Here is a 25,045-nt window from a genome sequence, read left to right as displayed (position 1 = left end):
TTGAGGGCGCCATCCACAGGCTGGGCGATTGGCAACACGAAAGCGCGCGCCGCAAGGGGCGCGAGGCCTGGGGTTGCCGGGGCGGGATTACTGCTTGGCGGGTGCGGCAGGCGCGGGCTCGGCGGGCGCCTGCGAGGCAGGAGCGGCCGGTGCGGGCACGACCGGATCGGCGAGCAGATCGGGCTTGGCCGGAGCCGCGGCGCCCGGCGCGTTGCGATCGAGGGTCGAGGTGACCGTCCCGGCACTGTTCTCGCGCGCGGCGAGCGCGGCGAGCAGGATCGAGAGCGTCACGAAGGCGACCGCAAGCCACTTGGTGGTGCGGGTCAGGAAGTCCGCTGCCCCGCGCGCGCCGAAAGCGCCGCCCGGGCTCGAACCGATGCCGAGCCCGCCCCCTTCGGAGCGCTGCATCAGCACCACGCCGACCAGCGCGGCGGCCACCAGGGCCTGGATCACGGTGAGGAAGATGAACAGGGACATGAAAAGCGTCTCGAAGCGGGGGCGAGCGGGTCACCCGGTTGCAAATGTTGGCCGCCATGTAGGCGTGAGGAGGCCGCGCGGCAAGCCCGCCCCGCGGGGCGAGCTGCGCGGACTAGTTATCGAACGGCTCGCTGGCGGCGAGCGCGATGCCCATGAAGCTGTCGGCGGTGAGGCTCGCGCCCCCGACCAGCGCCCCGCCCACGTGCGGCACGGCGAAGATCGCCGCCGCGTTGTCGGGCTTGACCGAGCCGCCGTAGAGAATGCGCACCTCCGCGCCCTGCTCGGCCCCGAACAGCTCGATCAGCAGCGCGCGGATCACCCCGTGCATCTCGGCGATGTCGTCGGTGGTGGCGGCCGTGCCGGTGCCGATCGCCCAGATCGGTTCATAGGCGATGGTCAGCCGCTCGGCGATGTCGGCGGGAAGCTGGTCGGCAGGGGGGAGCGAGGCCTTGAGCTGCTTCTTGACGAAGGCCACCGCCTTGCCCGATTCGCGGGTCTCGGCGCTCTCGCCGCAGCACAGGATCACCTTGAGCCCCGCCGCGAAGGCCGCGGAGGTCTTGGCGCGCACCACGGCATCGCTTTCCGCGTGGCCGGTGCGGCGCTCGGAATGGCCGAGGATCACGAAGCTCGCCCCCGCATCGGCGACCATCGCCGCCGAGATGTCGCCGGTATGCGCGCCGCCATCCTCGTGGTGGCAATCCTGCGCGCCGACCGCGATCTGCTCGGCCTCGCGGTGGATCGGATGGATCAGCGTGTAAGGCGGCGCGATCGCCACCTCGACCTTCATGTGACGCTGTGCGGCACGGTCGATCGCGCGCGCTTCGGAGAGCATTGCGCGGGTGCCGTGCATCTTCCAGTTTCCGACGATATAGGGTCGGCGGGTCATGACAAGTCCTGCACTTCCTGCAAATTGAGAGGGTTGGGCCCGCCGGGCTCTATGATTCTGGTTCTGCTGTACTGCCGCGGGCCCGCGTCCGCTAGCCGTGGAAGGCACGGCTGTCAAAACCATCGCGAACCTGTTGCCGCGCGGTCGCAGGGCCTATAAAGCGCTGGCCCGAACATTGCCGGGCGCACCCGGCCACCCCCGATGGGATCGACACGCACATGATTTCGTTCTTCCGCCGCTTCTTCGCCTCGAAGGTCGGCCTGCCGCTGGTTCTGGCCTTTCTCGCGCTGATCGCGGTCGCCTTTGCTGCCGGAGACCTGTCCTCGACCAATTTCACCGGCGTCTCGGGCGGGGACAAGCTGGCGGTGGTCGGCAGGCGCGACATTCCGCTGAGCGAGGTGCAGGTCTCGGCCAACACCGAACTCAGGAACATCCGCCAGCAGAATCCGACGCTGACGATGCCTGAATTCGTCGCCCAGGGCGGGCTCGATGCGGTTATCAAGCAGCTGATCGACCGCTACACCGTCGGCGAATACGGGCAGAAATACGGCCTGCGCGCGGGCGAGAACCTGGTGAACAGCGAAATCCTCAAGATCCCCGCCTTCCAGGGCGCGACCGGTGCGTTCGACCAGAAGGTCTACGAAGCCGCGCTCCAGAACGCGGGCCTCTCCCCCCAGACCTTCCGCCGCGATCTCGAGGACGGGTTGATCGAGCAGCAATTGCTGCGCTCGGCGGTTGTCGCTCCGCAGCTGCCCGAGAAGATCGCGCGCCAATATGCCGCGCTGGTGCTCGAGAAGCGCAAAGGTGCCATCGCACTGATTCCGAGCAGCGCCTTCGCGCCGACCGCCAACCCTTCCGAGGCGCAGCTCGCCGCGTGGTACAAGGACAACCGCACCCAGTTCATCCGCCCAGAGCGCCGCACGCTGCGCTTTGCGGTGTTCGGCGGTGACAGCCTCAAGATCAATGCGACCCCGACCCCGGCCGAAATCGCCGCGCGCTACAAGCGCGATGCCGCGCTCTATGCCGCGAGCGAGAAGCGCAGCGTCACCACCTTCGTCGTCCCGACGCAGGACGCGGCCAAGTCGCTCGCCGCGCGCATCGCCTCCGGCACCCCGATTGAGACCGCCGCGCGCGAGGCCGGGTTCACCGCCACCAAGCTCGAGGCGCAGGACCGCGAGACGATGGCGGGCGCCACCAGCTTTGCCTTCGCACAGAACGCCTTCAAGGCGGCCAAGGGCGGCATGATCGAACCGGCTCAGGGCACGCTCGGCTGGTATGTCGCGCGGCTCGACAGCATCGAGGCCACTCCGGCGCGCAGCCTCGCCCAGGCGACGCCCGAGATCACCGAGGCCCTCACTGCCGAGAAGAAAGCCGCCGCCACCGCCGACCGCGTCGCCGAGATCGAGAACGAGATCGACGGCGGCACCGCGCTCGCCGAAGTCGCCAAGGCCAACGGGCTGACGGTCGAGACCACGCCGAGCCTGCTCGCCAACGGACAGGTGTTCGGCGAGGCGGGCAAGCAGATCGTGCCGCAGCTCGCGCAGGTGCTCCAGACCGCCTTCCAGATGGACGAGAGCAAGCCCCAGCTCGCGCCGGTCGAGGGCGGGCAGTTCGTGATCTTCGAGGTCGCCAAGATCGAGGAGGCCGCCGCCCCCGCGCTGGCGCAGGTGCGCGACGATGCAATCGCGGGCTGGAAGCGCGCGCAGGGTGCGATCCTCGCCAAGCAGGCGACCGACCGGATCATCGCCAAGGTCCGCGCCGGCACCAGCCTCGAGGCGGCGCTGGCCGCGGAGAACAAGCCCGGTTTCGAGCGCGAGGTGATCGATCTCGAGCGCCGCCAGCTGCTCGCCCAGCAGCGCGGCCGCATCGCCCCGCCGCTGGTGCTGCTGTTCAGCATGGCGGAGGGCACCACCAAGTCGCTCGAGGGCCCGCGCGATCTGGGCTGGTATATCGTCAACCTCGAGGACATCAGCACCCTGCCGCTCGACAAGGAGCCGCAGCTGATCGCGCAGACCCGCCAGCAGCTCGCCGCCAGCCTCGCAAGCGAATATCGCCAGCAGGCGGTCGCGGCGATGCGCAAAGAGCTGGGCGTCACCCGCAACGAGGCGGGGATCGCGACGGTGCGCAAGCAGCTCGCCGGCGACGCGGCGCAGCAGTAAGCCCGGCAGACCCCGTGAGCCTTTCGTGACCCTCCCGCCCCCGGCCGGCCTGCCCGAGAACGCCCCCGCCGCCATCGCCAGCCTCGCCGCCGGGCGGCCGAGCCTCGTGTGGCGCCGGATCATCGCCGACAGCGACACGCCCGTGGGCGCGGCGCGGCGGCTGATCGTGCCCGGGCGCGGCGACTTCCTGCTCGAGAGCGTCGAGGGCGGCGAGGTGCGCGGGCGCTACAGCCTGCTGGGGCTCGACCCCGATCTGGTGTTCCGGGCGAAAGGCGCGGCGGCCGAGATCAACCGCGACTGGAAACTCGACCCCGAGGCCTACGTGCCGCTGGCAGGCGGCGCGCTCGCCGAACTGCGCGCGCTGGCGGATGCCTGCCGAATCGATCCCATGCCCGAGGGGCTGCCCCCGGCGCTCGCCTGTCTGGTGGGCTATTTCGGCTACGAGACCATCGGCCTCGTCGAGACCCTGCCACGCGCCCCGCAAAGCCCGCTCGAACTTCCCGACATGCTGTTCGTGCGGCCCACGGTCATTCTCGTCTTCGACCGGCTGACCGACGCGATCTTCGCGATCGCCCCGATCTGGGAGGCCGCCGATCCTGCCGATGCCGTCGCGCGCGCGGGCGAGCGGATCGATGCCGCGCTGAGCCAGCTCGGCGCACCCATGCCCGCAGGCGGGGCACAGGCCGTGCCGGACACCCTCACCGATCTTGCGCCGGTCATCGCACCCGATGACTACAAGGCGATGGCGCTGGCGGCGAAGGAATACATCGTTGCGGGTGACATCTTCCAGGTGGTGCTCGCCCAGCGCTTCACCTGCCCCTTCACCCTCCCCCCGCTCGCGCTCTACCGCGCGCTGCGGCGGGTGAACCCCTCGCCCTTCCTCTATTTCCTCGACCTGCCGGGCTTTGCGCTGGTCGGCTCCTCGCCGGAGATTCTGGTGCGGGTGCGTGACGACGAAGTCACGATCCGCCCCATCGCCGGCACCCGCCCCCGCGGCGCGACGCGCGAGGAGGACATCGCCAACGAGGCCAGTCTGCTCGCCGATCCCAAGGAGCGCGCCGAGCACCTGATGCTGCTCGACCTCGGCCGCAACGATGTCGGTCGGGTGGCGGCGGCAGGCACGGTCGAGGTGACCGGCAGCTTCACCATCGAGCGCTACAGCCATGTGATGCATATCGTCAGCAATGTGGTCGGGCAGCTCGCAGGCGACCGCGACGCGCTCGATGCGCTGTTCGCAGGGTTCCCGGCGGGCACGGTCTCTGGCGCGCCAAAAGTCCGCGCGTGCCAGATCATCGCCGAACTCGAGCCCGAGACGCGCGGCGCCTATGCCGGCGGCGTAGGCTATTTCGCGCCCGACGGCAGCCTCGATAGCTGCATTGTCCTGCGCACCGCGGTGGTGAAGGACGGGGTGATACACGTGCAGGCGGGCGCAGGGATCGTCGCCGATTCGGACCCCGATTACGAACTCGCCGAATGCCGCGCCAAGGCCGGCGCCCTCATCGCCGCCGCGCGCGAGGCGGTGCGCGTCGCGGGCGAGCCGGGGTATGGCCAATGAAGCGTGCTGCCCTCATCCTCGCCCTGACGCTGGCGCTCGCCGCCTGTTCCGATGCCCCGGCGGGCGAGGCGCAGGTCAAGGTCAAATTCGACGGCTCGGACGCCGAAGAGCCGCTCGCCGCGCCCACCGAGACCGCCGCGCCCGACCTCGGCCCCTCGGCCTGCGAGAGCGTGACCTTTGAGAGCATCCCCCTCACCCACTGCATCGCCGACCCCGCGCAGCACCGTATCGCCATGGCCAATCTCGGCAAGGACAAGCAGCCCTTCGGCAGCCTCTCCGCCTTCGCCGCCAGCGTCGATCCGGCGACCATCGCCTTCGCCGTCAATGGCGGGATGTATGGCGACGACCTGAAGGCCATCGGCTACTACGTCCAGAACGGCGAGCGCCTGAAGGAGCTGAACCGCGCAGACGGGGACGGCAATTTCTACATGAAGCCAAACGGCGTGTTCTTCGGCAGCGACGCCAAATGGCAGGTGCTGGGGAGCAACACCTTCTTCAACACCATCGGCGACCGCCCGCAATTCGGCACGCAATCGGGCCCGCTGCTTCTGGCCGATGGCAAATTGCACCCCGAGGTGCAGGACGACGGCCCCTCCAAGGCGATCCGCAACGCCGTCGGCGTCGATGCGGGCGGCAAGGCGCATTTCGTCATCTCCGACGCCCCCGTCAGCTTCGGCCAGCTCGCGCGCTATTACCGCGATGTGCTGAAGGTGAAAAACGCGCTCTATCTCGACGGGGCGATCTCCTCGCTGTGGGACCCGGCGAGGGGCCGCATGGACAAGGGCCGCGTGGGGCCGATCATCGTGGTGACGAAGCGCGAGGCGAAGGCGGAGGCGACACCGGAATGATCCCCACTCCCCAGATATTGGTCATCGACAATTACGACAGCTTCACCTTCAACCTCGTCCATTACCTAATGGAGCTGGGGGCCGAGGTGCGCGTCGAGCGCAACGACGCGCTTACCGCCGCCGAGGCGATCCGCACCAATGCGGCCGGGTTCCTGATCTCGCCCGGCCCTTGCACGCCCAACGAGGCGGGCATCAGCCTCGATCTGGTCGCGGCCTGTGCGGATGCGGGCAAGCCGCTGATGGGCGTGTGCCTCGGCCACCAGGCGATCGGGCAGCACTTCGGCGGGACGGTGCAGCGCGGCGGGCTGATGCATGGCAAGACCTCACCCGTCAGCCATGACGGGACGGGGGTGTTCGAGGGCCTCCCCTCCCCCTTCATCGCGACACGCTACCACAGCCTCGAGGTGGTGAACGTGCCCGCAGAGCTTATCGCCAATGCCCATGCCGAGACACCCGGCGCCGATCACCCCAGCGTGATGGGCTTCCGCCACGCGAGCTTGCCGATCCATTCGGTGCAATTCCACCCCGAGAGCATCGCCACCGAGCATGGCCATGCCCTCCTCGCCAATTTCGTGAAGCTGTGCGGGCTCGAGCCGGTGCTGCCCGCGCGGGCCACCGCATGACCGCCCTGCCCGACATCACCGCGCCCCTCAGCGAGGCCGAGGCCGAAGCGGCCTTCGGCGTCCTGCTCGACGGCGCGCCCAGCGAACAGGAGATCGCCGACTTCCTCGTCGCCCTCTCCGCGCGCGGCGAGACGGCGGACGAGATCGCCGGTGCTGCCCGTGCCCTGCGCGCGCGGCTCATCCCCATCGCCTCGCCCGAAGGCGCGATCGACGTCTGCGGCACGGGGGGTGATGGGCACCACACCTTGAACGTCTCGACCGCCGTCAGCCTCGTGGTCGCGGCCTGCGGCGTGCCGGTCGCCAAGCACGGCAACCGCGCGGCATCCTCGAAAGCGGGCGCGGCGGATACATTGGAAGCCCTCGGCCTCGACATGGACGCGGCCGGGCGCACCGCCGAAAAGACCCTCGCCGAGATCGGCATCTGCTTCCTCTTCGCCAAGAACCACCACCCCGCGATGGCGCGCATCCAGCCCATCCGGGTGCGGATCGGCCAGCGCACGATCTTCAACCTGATGGGGCCGCTGTCGAACCCCGCAGGCGTCGAGAGCCAGCTGATCGGCATCGCGCGGCCCGCCTATGTCCCGATTTATGCCGGAGCGATGGCGCGGCTCGGCACGGGCCGGTCGCTGATCGTCTCGGGCGACGAGGGCCTCGACGAGCTTAGCCTCGCGGGCGGCAACGAGGTCGCGGTCGTCAGCGGCAATGCCTTCACGATGGAGCGGATCGACGCCGCGGCGGTTGGCCTCCCCCATGCGCCGATCGAAGCGATCCGGGGCGATGACGCGAAGCACAACGCCGCCGCGCTGAAGGCGCTGCTGATGGGCACCCCTGGCCCCTATCGCGACGCGGTGCTGTTCAACGCCGCTGGCGCGATGACCGTGGCCGGGCGCGGCAGCGACTGGCCCGAGCGTGCCGCGATGGCCGCCGAAGCGCTCGACAGCGGGGCCGCGCTGGCCTTGCTCGAACGCTGGATTGCGCTAGCGAAGTGAGACGATGAACAAGCTCGAGGAAATCTGCGCCACCAAGCGCGAGGAAGTCGCCGCCCGCAAGCCCGCGACCACGATCGCCGCGCTCGAAGCCGCCGCCGCTGCGCAAACCGCGCCTCGCGGGTTCGAGGCCGCATTGCGCGCCCGTGCCGCCGAAGGCTTTGCCCTCATCGCCGAGATCAAGAAGGCGAGCCCGTCCAAAGGCCTGATCCGCGCCAACTTCCGCCCCGCCGAACACGCCAAGGCCTACGAGGCAGGCGGCGCGGCGTGCCTTTCGGTGCTGACCGATGCGCCCTATTTCCAGGGGCACGAGGATTACCTCGTCGAAGCCCGCGCCGCCTGCGCCCTGCCGGTGCTGCGCAAGGACTTCATGGTCGACCCGTGGCAATGTCTCGAAGCCCGCGCCATCGGGGCCGATGCGATCCTCATCATCGTCGCCGCGCTCGAAGACGCGCAGATGGCCGAGATCGAGGCCGCCGCGCGCCAATACGGCATGGACGTGCTGGTCGAGGTGCATGACGAGGCGGAAATGGAGCGCGCCGCGCGCGTGCTGCAATCGCGACTGATCGGGGTCAACAACCGCGACCTGAAAACCTTCACCACCTCGCTCGCCGTGACCGAAAGGCTCGCCCCGCTCGCACCGGAAGGCACGCTGCTGGTGGGCGAGAGCGGGATCAACACTCACGCCGATTGCGAGCGTCTGGCCCGCGCCGGGGTGCGCACCTTCCTCGTCGGCGAAAGCCTGATGCGGCAGGACGATGTCGCGGCTGCGACCTGCGCCCTGCTGGCGGGCGCGGTGTGAGGCAATCCGGGCGCGCTCCGAGGGGAAAACCTGCTCTGTCCTACAGGCGCCAAATCGGGCAAGAGTAAGCGCATGAACCACGCTGTCCCTTCCCTTTTCCATGCTCTCCCCCCGCGCTGCACGGGGCGCTCTTTTTCGCCCCTGGACAGTGTCTCATGTGTCTCCAACACGGCCCTCCGGTCAGCTTCGGAGGCTTGGGCGTGAACGGCGAGACCGAGAGACTCACCCACCTCGACGACACAGGCGCAGCGCGGATGGTCGATGTCGGCGGCAAGGCAGCGACCGAGCGCCGAGCGGTGGCGAGCGGGCGGATCACCATGAGCCCCGAGGTGCTCGCCGCGATCCGCGCAGGCAACGCCCCCAAGGGCGATGTGCTCTCCGCCGCACGCATCGCCGGGATCATGGCCGCCAAGCGCACCGGCGAGCTGATCCCGCTGTGCCACCCGCTAGGGCTTGAGGCGGTGAACGTCGACTTCGCCTATGAATCAGACGCCATCCGCGTCACCGCCACCGCCTCGCTGACCGGCAAGACGGGAGTGGAGATGGAGGCGATGACCGCGGTCTCGGTCGCGCTGCTGACGATCTACGACATGGCCAAGGCGCTCGACAAAGGCATGGTGATCGAAGGCGTGCGCCTCGTCGCCAAGAGCGGCGGCAAGTCGGGCGACTGGAAGGCTCCTGCTTGAAGCCGCTGCTCGGTCTCGAGGAAGCACAGGCCCGCCTGCTGGCGCTCGCGCCGCAGCTGCCGCCCGAGACGGTGCCGGTCGAGGCCGCGCTCGGCCGCTTCCTCGCCGAAGACCTCCACGCCGCCCGCACCCAGCCCCCCGCCGACCTCTCGGCGATGGACGGCTATGCGCTCGCCGGGGGCGAGGGACCGTGGACGCTGGTGGGCGAGAGCCGTGCGGGCGCGCCCTATCGCGAGGTGCTGGAGCCGGGGCAATGCGTGCGCATCTCGACCGGCGCGATCGTGCCGCCCGGTGCCGACCGCGTGCTGCTGCAGGAGGATGCCGCCGACGATGCCGGACGGATCAGCGCAACCGAGCTCCCGCCGCCCGGTCGCCACATCCGCGCGCGCGGGTTTGACTTCCACGCCGGTGACCTGCTGCTGGCGCGCTCCACCCGCCTGACCCCCGCCCGCCTCGCGCTGGCGCTCGCCGGGGGGCACGGGCAAGTCACCGTCCCGCGCCGCCTGCGGGTGGCGGTGATGGACTCAGGCGACGAGCTCAGCCCCGATCCCGCCGACTGCCTCCCCCACCAGATCCCCGCGAGCAACGCAGCGATGATCGCCGCCATGCTCGAACCGCTCGGCTGCGAGGTGACCCGCGTCGGCCCCGTGCCCGACAACCGCGAGGCCCTCGCCGCCGCGCTGGCGCAGGCGGAAGACGCCGACGTCCTCGTCACCTCGGGTGGCGCATCGGTGGGCGATCACGATCTCATCAAGCCCGCGCTCGCCGACTGGGGCGCCGAGACCGCCTTCTGGCGCGTCGCGATCAAGCCGGGCAAGCCGCTGCTGGTCGCCACCAGAGGCGCGCAGGTGATCCTCGGCCTGCCGGGCAATCCGGTATCGAGCTTCGTCACCGCCTTCCTCTTCGCGCTGCCGCTGGTGCGTGCCGCGATCGGTGATCTTGACCCGCTGCCGCGCGCCGTCGCCATGATCGCGGGCGAGGACCTGCCACCCACCGAAAAGCGCCGCGAGTTCCTGCGGGCGGTGGTGGAGGGTGACAGCGTGCGGCTCGCCGGATCGCAGGACTCATCGGCGCTTTCGGCGCTGGCGGCGGCCGATGCCCTGATCGACCGGCCGGCGGGCTCGCCAGCGGCCAGGGCGGGAGAGGTGGTGCGGGTGTTCCTGCTCCGAAATGGCTGAATTGCGCGGGTTCAGCGCGGGCGACGCTTGACTTGGGCGAATGAGTTGCCTAATTGTTCCTTGTTCGTTCACCTTAATGGCGGAACGGCAAGTGCAGACTACGCACCGGGGCCTGGAGCAAGCAGGCAGGTGCCTCTTGGCGCACGCAAGGGATTGGCACGCTTTGCCCTGTCGGGCGCGGCGTGGGTGCGACCACAGGAGAATTGACCAATGCTGACCGCAAAACAGCGCGAGCTGATCGTCTTCATCCAGCAGCGGCTCGAGGAAACGGGCATCTCGCCGAGCTTCGAGGAAATGAAGGAAGCGCTCGATTTGAAGAGCAAGTCGGGCGTCCACCGGCTGATCTCCGCCTTGGAGGAACGCGGCTTCCTGCGCCGCCTGCCCAACCGGGCCCGCGCGCTCGAGGTGATCCGCGAACCGGGCGATACTACCCCTGCCCGCGCGGCTGCGCCTGCGGGTGACAATGTGGTGTCGATGCCCGCGCCGCGTGCGCCCCAGCGCGAGGCCGCCAATGACGTAGTCGATCTGCCGTTGCATGGCCGCATCGCCGCCGGTGCCCCGATCGAAGCGCTCGAAGGCCAGTCGACCCTGCCGGTGCCGGCGGCGCTGCTCGGCCCGGGCGAGCATTATGCGCTCGAGGTGTCGGGCGACTCGATGATCGAGGCAGGCATCTTCGACGGTGATTTCGCGCTGGTTCGCCGCACCAACACCGCGCGCGACGGCGAGATCGTGGTCGCGCTGGTGCGCGGTGAGGAAGCGACGCTCAAGTATCTGCGCCGCGAGAACGGGCAGGTGCGGCTCGATCCGGCGAACGCGACCTATGATCCGCAGTTCTACCGCCCGGACGAGGTCGAGGTGCAGGGCAAGCTGGCGGGGCTCCTGCGCCGCTATCACTGAGACGTGGCGGCGGGAGCCAAGGGCGCGGGGCGTATCGGCCTCGGCTCCGGCTCCCGCCACCAGCCATGTTCGCCCTGGCCCTCGGCGACCGTGGTGATGCGCTCGGCGGCAAGGTCGATGGCGATCCCGCCCGAGCGTTCGAGGTATCGCCGGTCGGCCTTGAGCCATCGCGGGCGGCAGGAGCGTGGAAGGAAGCGCTCGGAGACGACGATGTCCGCCCCGGCGCAGGCGGCGGCGAGCGCGCGCTCCTCCACCTGACCCCGCCCGCGACCGAGGAGCAGCACCCAGTCGCGCCCGCCGCGCGCGATGGTGAGGGTGCAGAAGGCCGAGGTGCAGCGCGCAGCGGGCCAGTCGGCGATCGGCACGGGCTCGGCGCCGACCCCGGCGAGCTCCATCAGGTTGTCGCGGGTGTAATCCGAGCGGCTGTCGCGTAGGGAGACGAGCCGCAGCGTCCCGTCCGCTTCGCGCATGGTGATCCCGACCTGCTGCCCGTCGCCCGCCACGAGCATGTCGGGCACCGGGGTGAGCGCCACCATCACGCTCGCCGCCGCGACCGGCACAAACCCCGCAAGCCGCACCCGCCCGCGCCATAGCGCGAGCCACAGGCCCCCGCTCGCGAAGAGTGCGACGGCAAACCCGCTGATCTGCGGCATCAACCGCACAGCTCCGGCCTGCGAAGCGGTAAGGTGGGCGATCCCGAGCAGGAGCGCGAGCGCCTGCTCGACCAGCCACCAGAACGGCCAGCCTAGCCCGATGAGATCGAACACCAGCGCCAGTGCGATCAGCGGCATCGCCACGAAAGTTACCAGCGGGATCGCGACGACATTGGCGAGCGCCCCGTACATGCCTGCGCGGTGGAAGTGGAACAGCACGATCGGCATCAGCGCCAGCTCGATCACAACGCCGGTCGCGAACAGCAGCACCGTCCGCCGGGCAAGGTGCTTCCACCAGGGCTCCTCGTGGTGCGCGAGAAAGGCGTGAACCGGCGCACTGTTCGATAGCGCAATGATCGCCAGCACCGCGGCAAAGCTCATCTGGAAGCTGGGGCCGATCGCGCTCTCGGGCCACAGCAGCAGCACGAAGCCCGCGGCAACCGCCACCATCCGCAAGGACAGCGCCTCGCGCCCCAGCACCAGCGCGCCCAGCACCAGCAGCGCGGCGACGCAGCTCCTCACCGTCGGAACCTCGGCCCCGGTGAGCAGCGTATAGGCGATGCCCGTCAGCCCTCCGCCCACCGCCGCCACGACCGGCAGCCGCACCCGCAGGGCGAGCGCGGGCCACAGCGCGAGGAGGCGCAAGACCGCGAAATAGGCCGCGGCGATCACCGCGCTGACATGCAATCCGCTCACCGAAAGCAGGTGCGTGAGGCCCGAGTCGCGCATCGCCACCTCGTCGCTCTCGGCAATCCCGCCGCGGTCGCCGCTGGCGAAAGCTGCTGCGATCGCGCCCGGCGAGCCCGGGACAGCGGCGCGGACATGGGCCGAGAGAGCCCGCTGCCAGCGCGCCAGCCCCTCGCTCTCGGGTGCTGGGGTCATCACAGTCAGCTGCCCCACCATCGTGCCCGTCGCCGCAAGCCCCTGGAACCACGCCGCGCGGGCGAAGTCGTAGCTCCCCGGCAGCATCGGCGAGGCGGGCGGCATCAGCCGGGCGCGCAGCCGCACCAACGCGCCCTCGGCCAGCCCCGCGGGCGGCCCGCCCTTGCCCAGCGCTTTCAGAGGCACATTGACCCTGACCTTGCGAGCCACCCCGTCCTCGGCGTCGCGCATCGCGAGCGTCAAGCGCAAGCGCTCTTCGGCGGGCTGGTCCTCGCGTGCCAGCACCCGGCCCTCGATCAGCACCACCGCCGGGCGCGCGATAGGCTCGGCCCCGACTACGCCCGAGCGCGCCCACACCGTAGCCACGCCGAAAGCGAAGACCAGCCCGCAGGCGACCACCGCGAGCCTCAGGTTCGCCCGCGTCTCGTCCGCCGCGCTGCCCGGCGGCCAGAGTGCGAGGGCGGCCAGCGCCAGCCCCGCGCCGCTGGCCATCGCCGCCAGCCATTGCCACGGGTGAGGAAGCGTGAACCAGGTGATGATCCCGAGCGCGAAGACCACCGCCAGCCACGGCGCGCGCTCGAACCCGGCCCCGGCGAGGAAGCGCTCGGCCGCATCGCCCGCGGCCCGCCACGAACCGCCGCCGCTGGACAACCCTCTCGCTCTTTGCCAAGGGCGCGGCGCCGGTTCCCGGTCGGCAGCCCCGCCGCCCGGGTCCTCCCCCATCGGAATGATCGGCACGTCGCGCATCGGCTCGCCCCCCGACCCGGGCCGGTATTGCCCGAGCCGTCTGAAAGTGAACAGGAAAGCAACGCCCATGGCAAGCGAAAGCAGCACCCCCGACGCCCTCCCCGCCGGCGAGGTCGTCACCCGCTTCGCCCCCTCGCCGACCGGCTTCCTGCACATCGGCGGCGCGCGCACCGCGCTGTTCAACTGGCTCTATGCCCGCCACCACGGCGGCCGCACGCTGCTCAGGATCGAGGATACCGACCGCAAGCGCTCCACGCAGGAGGCGATCGACGCGATCATCGAGGGGCTCGACTGGATGGGCCTCGATTATGACGCCCCCCCGCTGTTCCAGTCCGACCGCGCCGAGCGCCATGCCGAGGTCGCGTGGCAGCTGCTCAAGGCGGGCCACGCCTACAAGTGCTTTGCCACCCCCGAAGAGCTCGAAGCGATGCGCGAGGAGCAGCGCGCCCAGAAGAAGCCGCTGCGCTATGACGGGCGCTGGCGCGACCGCGATCCTGCCGAGGCGCCCGAGGGCGCGCCCTTCGTGATCCGCCTCAGGACGCCCGAGGACGGCGAGGTCACGATCCACGACCGCGTTCAGGGCGCGGTGACGGTGAAGAACGATGAGCTCGACGACTACATCATCCTGCGCGCCGACGGGACGCCGACCTATATGCTCGCGGTGGTGGTCGACGACCACGACATGGGCGTCACCCACGTGATCCGCGGCGACGATCACCTCAACAACGCCTTCCGCCAGCTCCCGATCATCCGCGCGATGAACGCAATCGAGGGCAATTGGCCCGATCCGGTCTATGCCCATATCCCGCTGATCCACGGCAGCGACGGGGCGAAGCTGTCGAAGCGCCATGGCGCGCTCGGCGTGGAGGCCTATCGCGACGAATTCGGCATCCTGCCCGAGGCGCTGTTCAACTATCTGCTGCGCCTCGGCTGGGGGCATGGTGACCGCGAGGAAATCACCCGCGCCGAAGCAGTGGAGCTGTTCGACCTGGCGGGCGTGGGCAAGAGCCCTTCGCGCTTCGACATGAAGAAGCTCGAAAACCTGAACGGGCACTACCTGCGCGAGGCCGACGACGCGCGCCTTGCCGCGCTGGTTGCCGCGCGCATCGGCGAGCATGCCGACGAAGCGCTGCTCGCCCGCGCCATGCCGGTGCTGAAGGTGCGCGCCAAGAACCTCAATGAAGTGGTTGAAGGCGCAGGCTTCCTCTTCGCCAAGCGGCCGCTGGTGATGACCGAAAAGGCCGCCGCCCTGCTCGAGGGCGACGCGCGCGCGATTTTGCGGAAGATTTACGAGGCGCTACGGGGCGAAAACGACTGGACAAGCGAGGCGCTCGAAGCCACTACGAAGGCGCTCGCCGAGGAGCAGGGATTGGGTCTCGGCAAGCTGGCGCAGCCGATGCGCGCGGCGCTGACGGGGACGACCACGTCACCGGGGATTTTCGATGTTCTGGTCCTGCTCGGCCGAGACGAGGCACTGGCCCGGCTCGACGCGCAGGCCGCCTGAGACTTAGCCTGAAACAGGGCGACCGGCGGGGGCCGGAAGTAAAATTTGGACAGGAGACAGATCTTGGCAGACAAGACGGCGAAACTCGAATTCGGCGGCCAGACGCACGAATATCCCGTGCTCGCGGGCAGCACCGGCCCCGACGTGATCGACATCCGCAAGCTCTATGCGCAGACGGGTGCCTTCACCTTCGACCCGGGCTTCACCTCGACCGCGAGCTGCGAGAGCGCGCTCACCTATATCGACGGTGACGAGGGCGTGCTGCTCCACCGCGGCTATCCGATCGGTCAGCTGGCCGAGGATTCGAGCTTCATGGAAGTCAGCTACCTGCTCTTGAACGGCGAACTGCCGAGCCAGCAGGAACTCGCGGACTTCACCTACACCATCACCCGCCACACCATGCTGCACGAGCAGCTGATGACCTTCTACCGCGGGTTCCGCCGCGACGCGCACCCGATGGCGGTGATGTGCGGCGTGGTCGGCGCGCTCTCGGCCTTCTACCACGACAGCACCGACATCTCCGATCCGCAGCAGCGCATGATCGCCTCGCACCGGCTGATCGCCAAGATGCCGACGATCGCGGCGATGGCCTACAAGTATTCGGTCGGCCAGCCCTTCGTCTATCCGGACAACTCGCTGAGCTACACCGGCAACTTCCTGCGCATGACCTTCGGCGTCCCGGCCGAGCCCTATGTGGTGAACCCGGTGGTCGAGCGCGCGCTGGACCGCATCTTCATCCTCCACGCCGACCACGAGCAGAACGCATCGACCTCGACCGTGCGTCTGGCAGGCTCCTCGGGCGCGAACCCCTTCGCCTGCATCGCGGCGGGCATCGCCTGCCTGTGGGGCCCGGCGCATGGCGGGGCGAACGAGGCCGCGCTCAACATGCTGCGCGAGATCGGCACGCCCGATCGCATCCCGCACTATATCGAGCGCGCCAAGGACAAGAACGATCCCTTCCGCCTGATGGGCTTTGGCCACCGCGTCTACAAGAACTACGACCCCCGCGCGACCGTCATGCAGAAGACCGTGCGCGAGGTGTTCGAGAGCCTCAAGGTCACCGACCCGCTGTTCGAGACAGCGCTGCAGCTGGAAGAGATCGCGCTCAACGATCCCTATTTCATCGAGAAGAAGCTGTTCCCGAATGTCGACTTCTATTCGGGCATCATCCTCTCGGCGATCGGCTTCCCGACCACGATGTTCACCGCGCTCTTCGCGCTGGCGCGCACCGTGGGCTGGGTGGCGCAGTGGAACGAGATGATCTCGGATCCCGGCCAGAAGATCGGGCGTCCGCGCCAGCTCTACACCGGGCCCACGGAGCGCGACTACATCCCGCTCGACAAGCGCTAAGCGGCTGACGCAAAATGCTTATGCTGAGGGCGGCAGGGATGTTCCTTGTCGCCCTCGGTTGTATCTGGGCCCTGCAAGGCCTCGGCCTGCTGCACTGGCCTGCGGACAGCTTCATGCTCGGCGAGCGGGAATGGGTGTTTCGGGGCAGCGCGATGGTGTTGGCGGGTGCGATCCTGATCGGGCTTCCGCGATGGCTTCGCCGCGGCTGACCGCAATCAGGCGGCGGGCAGTTCCAGCGTGAACAAGGCGCCCCCGCTTGGCGCGCTTCCCACGGTCAGCGTCCCCTCCATCGCCTCGGCAAGGCGGCGCGAGATGTAGAGGCCGAGGCCGCTGCCCTTGTCCTTGCCCCCGTCGCTGTCGCGGCCGAGGCGCTCGAACTTGTCGAAGATCCGCGCGGCCTGCTCGGGCGAGACGCCCGGCCCCTCGTCGGCGACCGACACGGCCACCCGGCCATCAGCCAGCGGTAAGGCGCTGATCGTCACCGTGCTCGCCGCCGGAGCATAGGCGATGGCGTTGCCGACCAGATTGATGAGGATCTGCAGCACCCGCCGGAACTCGGCGCTGGCGACCGCCGCGCCGCGCTCGCCCTCGACCACCAGCGCGGTGTCGCGGTTGTGCGCGCGCACGCCGAGGATGCCCGCGGCCCGCTGGGCGGCGTCGGCGAGATCGACGGGTTCCTTGGCGGTGGCAAAGCCCGGGGTCTCGACCACCTCGAGATCGGCGAGATCGTCGAGCATCGCGGCAAGGTGCTGCCCGGCGCTGGCGATGGTGCCGGCATATTCGCTGTATTCGTCGCGCAGGGGCCCCGCGAGGCGCGCGCGCATGGTCTCGGCATTGGCGATGATGCGCTGCACCGGCTGACGCAGCACCGGCGTGAGCGCGGTGCCGACGAGCCGGGCGGGCGAGGTTTCGAGGGGGCCCTCGGCTGCGCCTTCGGGAGCGGTTTGGACGAGGGGTTCGTCGGCGATCAGCAGCAGCTCGAAGCCCGAGGGGTTCTGCACGTCGGCCCCGAGCGGGATGAGCCGCACCCGCCAGCTGCGCGCCGAGCCCGCGATGCGGCACGCCGCGCCGTCGAGCAGGCGCCAGTGGAGCGGCTGGTGGTGGGTGATGTCGGTGAGTTCGACCAGCTCGCTCCACAAGGTGCCCGGCGCGGCCAGCGCGGCAGCCTCGAGCACGACGGCATCGGGGGCGCGGGCGCTTAGCACCTGGAGCCGCTGACGCGCATCGAGCCGGGCGCTGACCTCGGCGGTGGCGCGGTCGATCGCGTCGATGCGCTCGGCGAATTCGCGTGCCGAGGGCGGGGTCAGGGGGCTCCTCTGCCAGTTCTCGACCAGCACCTCGCACCCGCCGCCGTCATCCTCGCCCAAGGGGTGGATGCGCGCGAAGCCCGAGACTTCGGCGTCGCCGTCGAAGGCGGAGAAACTGCGCGCGATCCTGAGGCCAAGCCCCCGCGCCTGGCGCACCAGCGCGAGCAGTTCGGGGATGGCGAGCATGCCGGGCAGATCGCCGCCGCAGCGCTCCTGCAGCTCGGCGAGCGGCGCGTCGGCGCTCAGCAGCCGGCCCTGCGCATCGGTGAGGCCATAGGCGCCCACCAGCGTGTCGGCGGGGTCGACCATGTTCATCACGCCGTCCGGCCCGCAGCGATGAGCGCGGCGGCGCGGGCCGGAGCGAGCGCGCCAATCGCGGGCGGCAACTGTGCGGCGGGCTCGGCGAGCACCAGCTGGCGCTCGATCGCGGGGGCAGACTGGCCTGCCGCGCGCAGCAGCAGGGCGAGCCGCAGGCCCTGCCCTTCCTGCACCGCAAGCACCGCCTCGCCGCGCGGGGCACGGGTTTCGCTCGCCAGCGCCGAGGCGAAGAGCGCAAGGCCCGCATGCTCCAGCGCAAGCGCCGCCACCGCCCCGCGCCGCATCGCCGCGACAAGCCGCGCCAGCAGCCCGAGGCGCGAGGTGGCCTCGTCATAACCCGCCTGAAGCCGCGCGAGGCCCGCAGTGTCGCCTGCGCCATCGAGCGCGCGGGCCAGCAGGGTGTGGAACAGTTCGGCCGGAAGCTCGCCCAAGGGCAGCTCCATCCGCCGCTGGCTCTGAACGAAGCGCGACTGTGCGGCGAGCGTCGTCATCGCCAGCGCGGCCACCGCGGTGTCCTCGGCGGCGATCAATTCCTGGAGCAGCGGGCTCAGCACCGGATCGATGGCGTGGCGCTGCTGCAAGCGGTCGGCGACGAGGCTCTCGGTCGCGAGCGCGTGGCAGTGGGCGAGCAGCGCCTCCTCGCCCATCAGCGCCTCGGCGAGCGCATCGAGCGCAGCCGGATCGCCGCCCGCCGCACGCGCCGCCGGATCGCGCCCGGCCTGTGCGGCCAGCAATTGTGCGGCGATATCGAGGATCATGCCGCGCACCCGCGCGAGGATCGCCTCGCTGACAAGGCCCTGCGCTTCCGAGCCCAGCAGGTGACGCAGCACCGGGACGACCGCCGTCAGCGCGCGGGCCTCGCGCGCGAGCCCGCCGCGCAGGATCGCCTCGACTGCATCGTCGGCGGCATGGTCCATCGTCTCTTCGCGCATCGTCCTTCGGGCTTAGTGCCCCTATAGTTAAGGACGGGTTAGATTATTCCTTGGCCCCGCGCAGCAGCAAAGCTGCGCATAGCCCCAAGGCGAGACAGGCGAGCGCGTGTGGCAGCAGCCCGAAGGCGGCAGCGAGGGCGAGGACCAGCAGCAGGCTCGCGCGGTCGGAGGCGGCAGCGGCCAGCGCGCTGTCGCCCCCGCGCGCGGCAATCCGGGCCAGCGCGTAGGCGACCGGGCCGAGCACGGCGAGCGGCTGGACTTCGGGAAAGGGCGCAAGGCCGAACCACAGGGTGACACCTGCAAGCAGGTCGCACAGAGCGGTCAGAACTCTGGCCGGGGTGCCGGTCCCCGCCCCGCCCTCGCGGCGCAGCTTCGCGCCGAGGGCGGCGAAACCATGCGATACCTGCGCGCCGAACACGCCCGTCGCCGCCAGCGCCAGCCCGCTCGCGCCAAAGCCGAAGGCCGCCGCCATCACCCCGCCGAGCAGCAGCACCAGCGCCGCCCCGCCAGCGATCAGCGGCCCCTGTTCGAGGCCACGCGGCATCGCCGCCCGCACCGCAGCGCCTGCCAACGCGATCCCCGGCGCGCGCCAGTCGGCAGGCGGCGCGGCGGCGGCGATCAGTGCGCTCTCGTGGCGCTGCGTGGCGGCGTCGCTGTCGGCGAGCAGCCAGGTCTCGGGCACCAGCTCGCGCGCGGCGAGCTCGCGGGTCGGGGTGCCCGATTGCAGCGCGAGCCGCAGCAGCAGCGAGACCGCGTCGGCATCGGCGGGAAACTCGGCGAGGCGCTGCGCCGGCGCGCCGCGCATCACCAGCACCCCGCCCCAGTGGCGCTGCGCATCGATGCGCTCGAAATCCTCGGGGTGTGCGGCGGCGAGCGGGTGGTCGGCGGGGATCGTCGCGACCATCCGCTGGAGGGGCGCTTCCGCCTCCCCTCCGACAAGCGCCCGCACCACCGCCGGATCGGGCACCAGCCCGTCGGCGAGGATCACCAGATCATCCTCGGCCCGCACCAGCGCGGGGATCGCGGAAAGGCCCCGCAGCGCGTGGAACTGCACGCCCTCGCTTTCGAGCATGTGCTGCAATTCGAGCACCGTCCCGCCCGGCGTTTCGGCGAGGCACAGCACCCGCTCGACCTCCAGCCCCTTGAGCAGCGCCGCCTGCCACGCGATTACGCTGCGTCCCGCCAGCGGGAGCGCGGCGCGCAGCGCGCCCTCCTCGCTGTGGCGCAGCGCGGCAATCAGGCCGATGCGCATGGCGCTTGTGTCTCCCGTCCCGGCATAGGGCAGGAGGATTGGCGGCTTACGCCGCGTGGTTCAAGCGCGGGCGCGCGATTTGCCCCCAAGCACAGGGCGGCACACCGCGGCGCAGGTCAGATGCGGTTGGGATCGGGGGTGCGGGTGCGCGCGAAGCGGGTGATCACCGCCTCGACCTCGCGGATCGCCATCGGCTCGCCCGGCGCGGCGTGGAGCGCGATTTCGGCGGCCTGGAGCAGGTCTTCGGCGTGGAAGCTGGCCGCGAGGCCCTTAAGCCGCATCGCCGCGACATGCCAGTTGCCGTCGCAGCGCGCGCGCTTGAGCAGGTCGAGCTGCTTGGTCGCGCTTTCGACGAAAGCGCTCCGCAGCTCGCGCAGCAGCGCGGCATCATCGCCGGCCGCCGCCGCCAGGGTCGCATCGAGAGCTCCGTGATTGAACGCCATGCCTCGGGAATAGTCCGGATTGGTTAAAGCGGGGTTTATCCCGACTCGCGCTGTGGTATGCAGGGGCATGGCAGGACGGCACGAAATGCGCGCCTTGGGGCGCAAGAGCGGCGGCGACGACGCGGGCGAGACCACGCTTCCCGAGGCAGAGGCCGGCGCGGATGCACTCGAATTGTCGGACAGCTGGGTGGCCGAAGCGGATGGCGAGGAGGCCTTTGCCGCCCCCCGCCCCTCGCTGCTCGCGAAGGCGGCGCCATTTCTGGCGGTTCTGGCGGTGGCGGGATGGAGCGGGTTCTTCGTCTGGGCCCATCTCGCCGCCATGCAGGCCGGCCCTGCCCCCGCGCAGTGGGCACAATGGGTGGTGATGTGGGCCGTGCCGGTCGCGCTGGTGGGTGTGCTCTACTTGCTTGCGATGCGCTCCTCGCACGCCGAGGCGCAGCGCTTTGCCGCCACCGCTGCGGCGATGAACCGCGAGAGCGCGGCGCTGGAAGCGCGATTGAAGGTCGTGAACCGCGAACTCAGCCTCGCACGCGAATTCCTCGCCGCCGAGGCGCGCGATCTCGAAGCGCTGGGGCGCATCGCGGCCGAGCGGCTCTCGACCCATGCGGGGGAATTGCAGGCGCTGATCCGCAATAACGGCGCCGAGGTCGAGACCATCGCCACCACCAGCGAAACCGCGCTCGGCAACATGAACCGGCTGCGTGACGATCTGCCGGTGATCGCCAATGCCGCGCGCGACGTGACCAACCAGATCGGCAGCGCCGGGCGCACCGCCGAGGAGCAGCTCGCAAAGCTTGCGGGCGGGTTCGAACGGATCACCACCGCCGGCACCGCGAGCGAGGAGCAGGTTGCGCGGCTGGGCGAGACGGTGGGCACCACGCTCGCCGGGTTCGAGGGCCAGATCACGCGGATCGACGCGCTGGTCACGCAGCGTTTTGCGGCGCTCCAGACCGAGGCGGAGAGCTACCGCGCGGCAGTCGGCGCGCTCGAGGAAGAGGCGATGGCCGCGCTGCGCGAGCGCGCAGGCACTGCCGCGAGCGAGGCCGACAGCACCGCCGCGCGCCTTCGCGAAGCAGCAGAAGAGGCCGAGGCCCGCTTTGCCGCCACCATCAAGGGGCTGCACGACGCGATGCTCGAAAAGCTGCGCCTCGTCGACGAGCTCGACCGCAGCACCAGCACCGCGGCATCGCAGCGCATCGCCCAGCTGCGCGACGAAGCGGTGCGCTTCGACGAACACCTCGAAGCGCGCAACCGCAGCTTCGACGAGCTGATCGAGCAGCGCCAGGCCGCCTTCGAGACGCGCGAGGCGCAGGCCGGCGAAGTGCTCGCCCAGCGGCTGGCCGCGCTCGACGATGCCCTCTCGCAGGCGCGCGAAGCGCAGTTGGCGGAGATCGAGAAGCTGGTCGCGCAGGGCGAGGCCATGACCGAGCGGGCGACGATGCTGGCCCGCGTGGTCGGCGAAGCGGGCGCTGCGGGCGAGGAAGCGCGGACCAGTCTAGGGGCTGCGCTCGATAACGTCACCCGCCAGCTCGAGGAAAAGCGCGCGGTGCTGGCCGCGACCGACGCGCAGATGGCACACCTGACCGACAGCTCGGTACGCCTGCTCGAAATCCTGCAATCGGGCGCGCGCACTTGCCGCGAGGACCTTTCCGGCGCAATCGGCGGGGCCAGTTCCGCGCTCGAGACGGTCGAGGCACGCGCCGATAAGGTCGCCGCGCTGATGCTGCGCAGCAAGGAGGCGGGGAGCGACCTTGCCGATTACCTCGTGCAGACCCGCGACGGGATCGACGCCGCCGAAGTAGCCATTGCCGGCTTCAAGTCGCGCCTTGCCGAGGAGACCGAGGACGTGCTCGCGCGCCTGCAAGGCCTGCGCGGCGGCTTTGCCCGGCTCGCCGAGGAAAGCGGCGCGCTGGCGCAGGAGACGCAGGACGCCTTGCGCGAGAACCTCGCCGCGCTCGAAGCGGCGATCACCGGCGCCTTCGCGACGCTGGATGAAGGCGCGCGCGAACGGATGCTGGCGCTGGCGGGCCAGCTCGGCAGCGAGGCGGTCGAAGCGCTCGAACGCGCCTTGCGCAACGAAACGGCGGCGACCATCGGCGCGCTCGAGCAGTCCGCCGCCCATGCCTCGGGCGTCGGGCGCGAGGCGGCGATCCAGCTGCGCGACCAGCTGGTCAAGGTCAACGAGCTCACCGGCAACCTCGAACAGCGCGTCACCCGTGCGCGCGAACTGGCCGAGGAGCAGGTCAACAACGACTTCACGCGGCGCATGGCGCTGATCACCGATGCACTCAATTCGGCCGCGATCGACATCGCCGGGGCGTTGTCGAGCGAGGTCACCGACACCGCGTGGGACGCCTATCTCAAGGGCGACCGCGGGATCTTCACCCGCCGCGCGGTCAAGCTGCTCGACAACGGCAGCGCGCGCGATGTCGCCGCGCTCTACACCTCGGACGAAGCCTTCAAGGCCAATGTCGGCCGCTACATCCACGATTTCGAGGCGCTGCTGCGACAGACGCTCTCGACCCGCGACGGGCATGTGCTGAGCGTCACGATGCTGGGTTCGGACATGGGCAAGCTCTATGTGGCGCTCGCCCAGGCGATCCAGCGCTTGCGCTAGCTGGCGGCGCTCGGCGGCTTGGGCAGGAAGTCGATGTCCGCCGCGGTGATCCAGCCATAGGTGAAGTTGGCAATGAACAGCGCGGTGAGCACCGCGGCGATCACGGTCGCCCGCAGCGCCAGCCTGCCGGGACGGAAGTTGACCGGCGCGCTGTCGGCCTGTCCCGGGACCTTCTCGACCCCCGCCTCGTCCGCGGTGCGCACGCCGAAGGGGAGCATGATGAAGGCGCTCATCACCCAGAACAGGAAGTAGATCGCAAGGACAGAGGTGACCTGCATCAGGCCGCCGCCCCCGGCATCACCACGCGCACCTGCGGCTTCTTGCCCGACCAGCGCTGCGCGCAGCGGCGGGCGGCGAGGCGCGCGGCTTCGCGGATCGCGGCCTCGTCCTTGGCATCGCGACCCTTGAGCTTGCCGATCGCCTTGAGCACGTCCTCGCTGGCTTCGGCGAGGAATTCGGGGAGGTCTTCGTCCAAGGGCAGGCCGACAGCCTCGATCACCGGCCTCGCGCCGCGCGCCAGCACCACCACCAGCACACCCTCGCCCGCGATGCGGCGGCGCATGGTGATCGCATCGCCATCGGCGGGCGCGATGATGTCGCCATCGAGCACCAGCCTCCCGGCGCGCACTTCGGCCAGCTTGCCCGGCTTTCCGGGGGCGAGGCGGACGATGTCGCCGTTCTTCTGAACCACGTTATGCGGGATGCCGCTGGCCTTCCCGACCCGCGCCTGCTCCGCCATGTGGCGGATCTCGCCGTGGACGGGCACCAGCACCTCGGGCTTGAGCCAGCTGTACAGCGCCTCCAGCTCCGGCCGCCCCGGGTGGCCCGAGACGTGGATCAGCGCCTGTCGGTCGGTCACCATCTGGATCCCGCGCGCGGCGAGCTGGTTCTGGATCTTGCCGATGGCGATCTCGTTGCCCGGGATCTGGCGCGAGGAGAACAGCACGACGTCGCCCGCGACCAGTTCGATCGGGTGGTTCATGTCCGCCATCCGGCCGAGTGCCGCGCGCGGCTCGCCCTGCCCGCCGGTGGCGAGGATCAGCACCTGCCCACGCGGCAGACCCATCGCGGTGTCGAAATCGATCAGCGGGGGCAGGTCTGCCAGATAGCCATTGTCCTGCGCCACCTCGATGATCCGGTCCAGCGAGCGGCCCGCGACACACAGCTGCCGCCCGGTCTCGCGCGCGACTTCGCCCAGCGTCTGGAGCCGCGCGACATTGCTCGCGAAGGTGGCGACGACGACGCGCTTGCCCGTATGGCGCGCGACCTCTTCCATCAGCGCCTTGTGCACCGCGCCCTCGCTGCCCGAGGGGTTGGGATTGAAGACATTGGTGGAGTCGCACACCAGCGCCAGCACGCCCTCCTCGCCGATTTCGCGCAGCTCCTCCTCGGTGGTGGGCTCGCCGATGATCGGATCATCGTCGAGCTTCCAGTCGCCGGTGTGGAAGATGCGCCCGTGGGGGGTGTCGATCAGCAGCGCATTGCCCTCGGCAATCGAATGCGCGAGCGGCAGGTAGGTGATGGTGAAAGGCCCGAGCTCGATCTCGCCGTGGTCTTCCTCGATGATGTTGAGTTCGACCTGCCCGAGCAGCCCCGCCTCCTCGAGCTTTCGCGCCACCAGATCGGCGGTGAAGGGCGTGGCATAGAGCGGCACGCCCAAGTCGCCCGCGAAATAGGGCACCGCGCCGATGTGGTCCTCGTGCGCGTGGGTGAGGACGATGCCGATCAGGTCCTTGCGCCGTTCCTCGATGAAATCGAGACCGGCGAAGACCAATTCGACGCCGGGATATTCGTTGCCCGAGAAGGTCATGCCCAGATCGACCATGATCCACTTGCCCTGGCAGCCGTAGAGATTGACGTTCATGCCAATCTCGCCCGAGCCGCCGAGTGCAAGGAACAGGAGTTCGTCTTCGGGGGTGTAATCTTTCTTCACAATGTCTCTT

General features: G+C 70.0%; 22 protein-coding genes. 13 read left to right on the top strand and 9 right to left on the bottom strand.

Annotated elements, in window-relative coordinates; genetic code table 11:
• Positions 1–87 precede the first annotated feature (87 nt).
• Positions 88–477: a preprotein translocase subunit SecG gene (gene secG / locus PFX90_RS01670; RefSeq protein ID WP_285709801.1), complete on the bottom strand. Its 390-nt coding sequence runs from the start codon at positions 475–477 to the stop codon at positions 88–90.
• Between the two features lie 112 nt (positions 478–589).
• Positions 590–1,363, bottom strand: a complete 774-nt coding sequence (gene tpiA, locus PFX90_RS01665) for a triose-phosphate isomerase (protein WP_285709799.1) — start codon at positions 1,361–1,363, stop codon at positions 590–592.
• A 218-nt stretch (positions 1,364–1,581) separates the two neighbouring features.
• Between tpiA and PFX90_RS01660 the strand changes: the two genes are divergently transcribed.
• From PFX90_RS01660 to lexA, 9 genes are all read left to right on the top strand, one after another.
• Positions 1,582–3,522 (top strand): peptidylprolyl isomerase, encoded by a 1,941-nt coding sequence (locus PFX90_RS01660; RefSeq protein ID WP_285709797.1) that lies wholly within the window; start codon positions 1,582–1,584, stop codon positions 3,520–3,522.
• A 25-nt stretch (positions 3,523–3,547) separates the two neighbouring features.
• Positions 3,548–5,077, top strand: coding sequence for an anthranilate synthase component I family protein (locus PFX90_RS01655; protein ID WP_419180072.1), 1,530 nt, complete (start codon positions 3,548–3,550; stop codon positions 5,075–5,077).
• Positions 5,074–5,925, top strand: coding sequence for a phosphodiester glycosidase family protein (locus tag PFX90_RS01650; RefSeq protein WP_285709794.1), 852 nt, complete (start codon positions 5,074–5,076; stop codon positions 5,923–5,925). Before PFX90_RS01655 ends, PFX90_RS01650 begins: the two co-directional genes overlap by 4 nt.
• Positions 5,922–6,548 (top strand): anthranilate synthase component II, encoded by a 627-nt coding sequence (locus PFX90_RS01645; protein ID WP_285709791.1) that lies wholly within the window; start codon positions 5,922–5,924, stop codon positions 6,546–6,548. The genes PFX90_RS01650 and PFX90_RS01645 overlap by 4 nt, the downstream gene beginning before the upstream one ends.
• On the top strand, positions 6,545–7,537 hold the full coding sequence (trpD, locus tag PFX90_RS01640; RefSeq protein ID WP_285709788.1) for an anthranilate phosphoribosyltransferase: 993 nt from the start codon (positions 6,545–6,547) through the stop codon (positions 7,535–7,537). Before PFX90_RS01645 ends, trpD begins: the two co-directional genes overlap by 4 nt.
• A 4-nt stretch (positions 7,538–7,541) precedes the next feature.
• A complete protein-coding gene (trpC, locus tag PFX90_RS01635; RefSeq protein ID WP_285709786.1) occupies positions 7,542–8,336 on the top strand; it encodes an indole-3-glycerol phosphate synthase TrpC in 795 nt (264 codons plus the stop codon).
• Between the two features lie 254 nt (positions 8,337–8,590).
• Positions 8,591–9,022, top strand: coding sequence for a cyclic pyranopterin monophosphate synthase MoaC (gene moaC / locus PFX90_RS01630; protein WP_285711224.1), 432 nt, complete (start codon positions 8,591–8,593; stop codon positions 9,020–9,022).
• A complete protein-coding gene (locus tag PFX90_RS01625; RefSeq protein WP_285709784.1) occupies positions 9,019–10,200 on the top strand; it encodes a molybdopterin molybdotransferase MoeA in 1,182 nt (393 codons plus the stop codon). The genes moaC and PFX90_RS01625 overlap by 4 nt, the downstream gene beginning before the upstream one ends.
• Positions 10,201–10,410: 210 nt before the next feature.
• The gene (lexA, locus tag PFX90_RS01620) at positions 10,411–11,097 is read left to right on the top strand and encodes a transcriptional repressor LexA (RefSeq protein ID WP_285709779.1); all 687 of its coding nucleotides are present in this window, start codon (positions 10,411–10,413) and stop codon (positions 11,095–11,097) included.
• Here lexA and PFX90_RS01615 read toward each other — a convergent pair.
• Positions 11,091–13,283: a ComEC/Rec2 family competence protein gene (locus PFX90_RS01615; RefSeq protein ID WP_285709777.1), complete on the bottom strand. Its 2,193-nt coding sequence runs from the start codon at positions 13,281–13,283 to the stop codon at positions 11,091–11,093. The two genes, lexA and PFX90_RS01615, sit on opposite strands and share 7 nt — an antisense overlap.
• Before the next feature lie 163 nt (positions 13,284–13,446).
• On the opposite strand from PFX90_RS01615, the gene gltX reads away from it, so the two are divergent.
• The 3 genes from gltX to PFX90_RS01600 all read left to right on the top strand — a co-directional run bounded on the left by gltX (position 13,447) and on the right by PFX90_RS01600 (position 16,442).
• Positions 13,447–14,883 carry a glutamate--tRNA ligase gene (gltX, locus tag PFX90_RS01610; protein WP_285709774.1) on the top strand — a complete coding sequence of 479 codons (1,437 nt, stop codon included), beginning with the start codon at positions 13,447–13,449 and terminating at the stop codon, positions 14,881–14,883.
• Positions 14,884–14,946: 63 nt separating this feature from the next.
• Positions 14,947–16,233 (top strand): citrate synthase, encoded by a 1,287-nt coding sequence (locus tag PFX90_RS01605; RefSeq protein ID WP_285709772.1) that lies wholly within the window; start codon positions 14,947–14,949, stop codon positions 16,231–16,233.
• A 38-nt stretch (positions 16,234–16,271) separates the two neighbouring features.
• Positions 16,272–16,442 (top strand): hypothetical protein, encoded by a 171-nt coding sequence (locus PFX90_RS01600; RefSeq protein ID WP_285709770.1) that lies wholly within the window; start codon positions 16,272–16,274, stop codon positions 16,440–16,442.
• Between the two features lie 6 nt (positions 16,443–16,448).
• Here PFX90_RS01600 and PFX90_RS01595 read toward each other — a convergent pair whose 3' ends face one another.
• The 4 genes from PFX90_RS01595 to PFX90_RS01580 all read right to left on the bottom strand — a co-directional run bounded on the left by PFX90_RS01595 (position 16,449) and on the right by PFX90_RS01580 (position 20,485).
• Positions 16,449–17,855 (bottom strand): sensor histidine kinase, encoded by a 1,407-nt coding sequence (locus tag PFX90_RS01595; RefSeq protein ID WP_285709768.1) that lies wholly within the window; start codon positions 17,853–17,855, stop codon positions 16,449–16,451.
• Positions 17,855–18,790 (bottom strand): hypothetical protein, encoded by a 936-nt coding sequence (locus PFX90_RS01590; RefSeq protein WP_285709765.1) that lies wholly within the window; start codon positions 18,788–18,790, stop codon positions 17,855–17,857. Before PFX90_RS01590 ends, PFX90_RS01595 begins: the two co-directional genes overlap by 1 nt.
• A 43-nt stretch (positions 18,791–18,833) precedes the next feature.
• A complete protein-coding gene (locus tag PFX90_RS01585; RefSeq protein WP_285709763.1) occupies positions 18,834–20,042 on the bottom strand; it encodes a hypothetical protein in 1,209 nt (402 codons plus the stop codon).
• Between the two features lie 116 nt (positions 20,043–20,158).
• Positions 20,159–20,485, bottom strand: a complete 327-nt coding sequence (locus PFX90_RS01580; protein WP_285709762.1) for an Hpt domain-containing protein — start codon at positions 20,483–20,485, stop codon at positions 20,159–20,161.
• 67 nt (positions 20,486–20,552) lie between these two features.
• Between PFX90_RS01580 and PFX90_RS01575 the strand changes: the two genes are divergently transcribed.
• Positions 20,553–23,102, top strand: coding sequence for a coiled-coil domain-containing protein (locus PFX90_RS01575; protein ID WP_285709759.1), 2,550 nt, complete (start codon positions 20,553–20,555; stop codon positions 23,100–23,102).
• Here PFX90_RS01575 and PFX90_RS01570 read toward each other — a convergent pair.
• Together PFX90_RS01570 and PFX90_RS01565 are read right to left on the bottom strand one after the other, a co-directional pair.
• Positions 23,099–23,380 (bottom strand): DUF1467 family protein, encoded by a 282-nt coding sequence (locus PFX90_RS01570; protein WP_285709757.1) that lies wholly within the window; start codon positions 23,378–23,380, stop codon positions 23,099–23,101. The genes PFX90_RS01575 and PFX90_RS01570 overlap by 4 nt on opposite strands.
• Positions 23,380–25,035 carry a ribonuclease J gene (locus PFX90_RS01565; protein ID WP_285709755.1) on the bottom strand — a complete coding sequence of 552 codons (1,656 nt, stop codon included), beginning with the start codon at positions 25,033–25,035 and terminating at the stop codon, positions 23,380–23,382. Before PFX90_RS01565 ends, PFX90_RS01570 begins: the two co-directional genes overlap by 1 nt.
• Positions 25,036–25,045: the final 10 nt, after the last annotated feature.

It is taken from the genome of Erythrobacter oryzae, from assembly GCF_030271515.1.
Lineage (GTDB): Bacteria > Pseudomonadota > Alphaproteobacteria > Sphingomonadales > Sphingomonadaceae > Erythrobacter > Erythrobacter oryzae.
This window is presented reverse-complemented; position numbering and strand designations above follow the sequence as displayed.

Coding starts and splice junctions, on each gene's coding strand:
- secG (WP_285709801.1), bottom strand. CDS start 477: ATGTCCCTGTTCATCTTCCTCACCGTGATCCAGGCCCTGGTGGCCGCC.
- tpiA (WP_285709799.1), bottom strand. CDS start 1,363: ATGACCCGCCGACCCTATATCGTCGGAAACTGGAAGATGCACGGCACC.
- PFX90_RS01660 (WP_285709797.1), top strand. CDS start 1,582: ATGATTTCGTTCTTCCGCCGCTTCTTCGCCTCGAAGGTCGGCCTGCCG.
- PFX90_RS01650 (WP_285709794.1), top strand. CDS start 5,074: ATGAAGCGTGCTGCCCTCATCCTCGCCCTGACGCTGGCGCTCGCCGCC.
- PFX90_RS01645 (WP_285709791.1), top strand. CDS start 5,922: ATGATCCCCACTCCCCAGATATTGGTCATCGACAATTACGACAGCTTC.
- trpD (WP_285709788.1), top strand. CDS start 6,545: ATGACCGCCCTGCCCGACATCACCGCGCCCCTCAGCGAGGCCGAGGCC.
- trpC (WP_285709786.1), top strand. CDS start 7,542: ATGAACAAGCTCGAGGAAATCTGCGCCACCAAGCGCGAGGAAGTCGCC.
- moaC (WP_285711224.1), top strand. CDS start 8,591: ATGGTCGATGTCGGCGGCAAGGCAGCGACCGAGCGCCGAGCGGTGGCG.
- lexA (WP_285709779.1), top strand. CDS start 10,411: ATGCTGACCGCAAAACAGCGCGAGCTGATCGTCTTCATCCAGCAGCGG.
- gltX (WP_285709774.1), top strand. CDS start 13,447: ATGGCAAGCGAAAGCAGCACCCCCGACGCCCTCCCCGCCGGCGAGGTC.
- PFX90_RS01600 (WP_285709770.1), top strand. CDS start 16,272: ATGTTCCTTGTCGCCCTCGGTTGTATCTGGGCCCTGCAAGGCCTCGGC.
- PFX90_RS01595 (WP_285709768.1), bottom strand. CDS start 17,855: ATGAACATGGTCGACCCCGCCGACACGCTGGTGGGCGCCTATGGCCTC.
- PFX90_RS01590 (WP_285709765.1), bottom strand. CDS start 18,790: ATGCGCGAAGAGACGATGGACCATGCCGCCGACGATGCAGTCGAGGCG.
- PFX90_RS01585 (WP_285709763.1), bottom strand. CDS start 20,042: ATGCGCATCGGCCTGATTGCCGCGCTGCGCCACAGCGAGGAGGGCGCG.
- PFX90_RS01580 (WP_285709762.1), bottom strand. CDS start 20,485: ATGGCGTTCAATCACGGAGCTCTCGATGCGACCCTGGCGGCGGCGGCC.
- PFX90_RS01575 (WP_285709759.1), top strand. CDS start 20,553: ATGGCAGGACGGCACGAAATGCGCGCCTTGGGGCGCAAGAGCGGCGGC.
- PFX90_RS01570 (WP_285709757.1), bottom strand. CDS start 23,380: ATGCAGGTCACCTCTGTCCTTGCGATCTACTTCCTGTTCTGGGTGATG.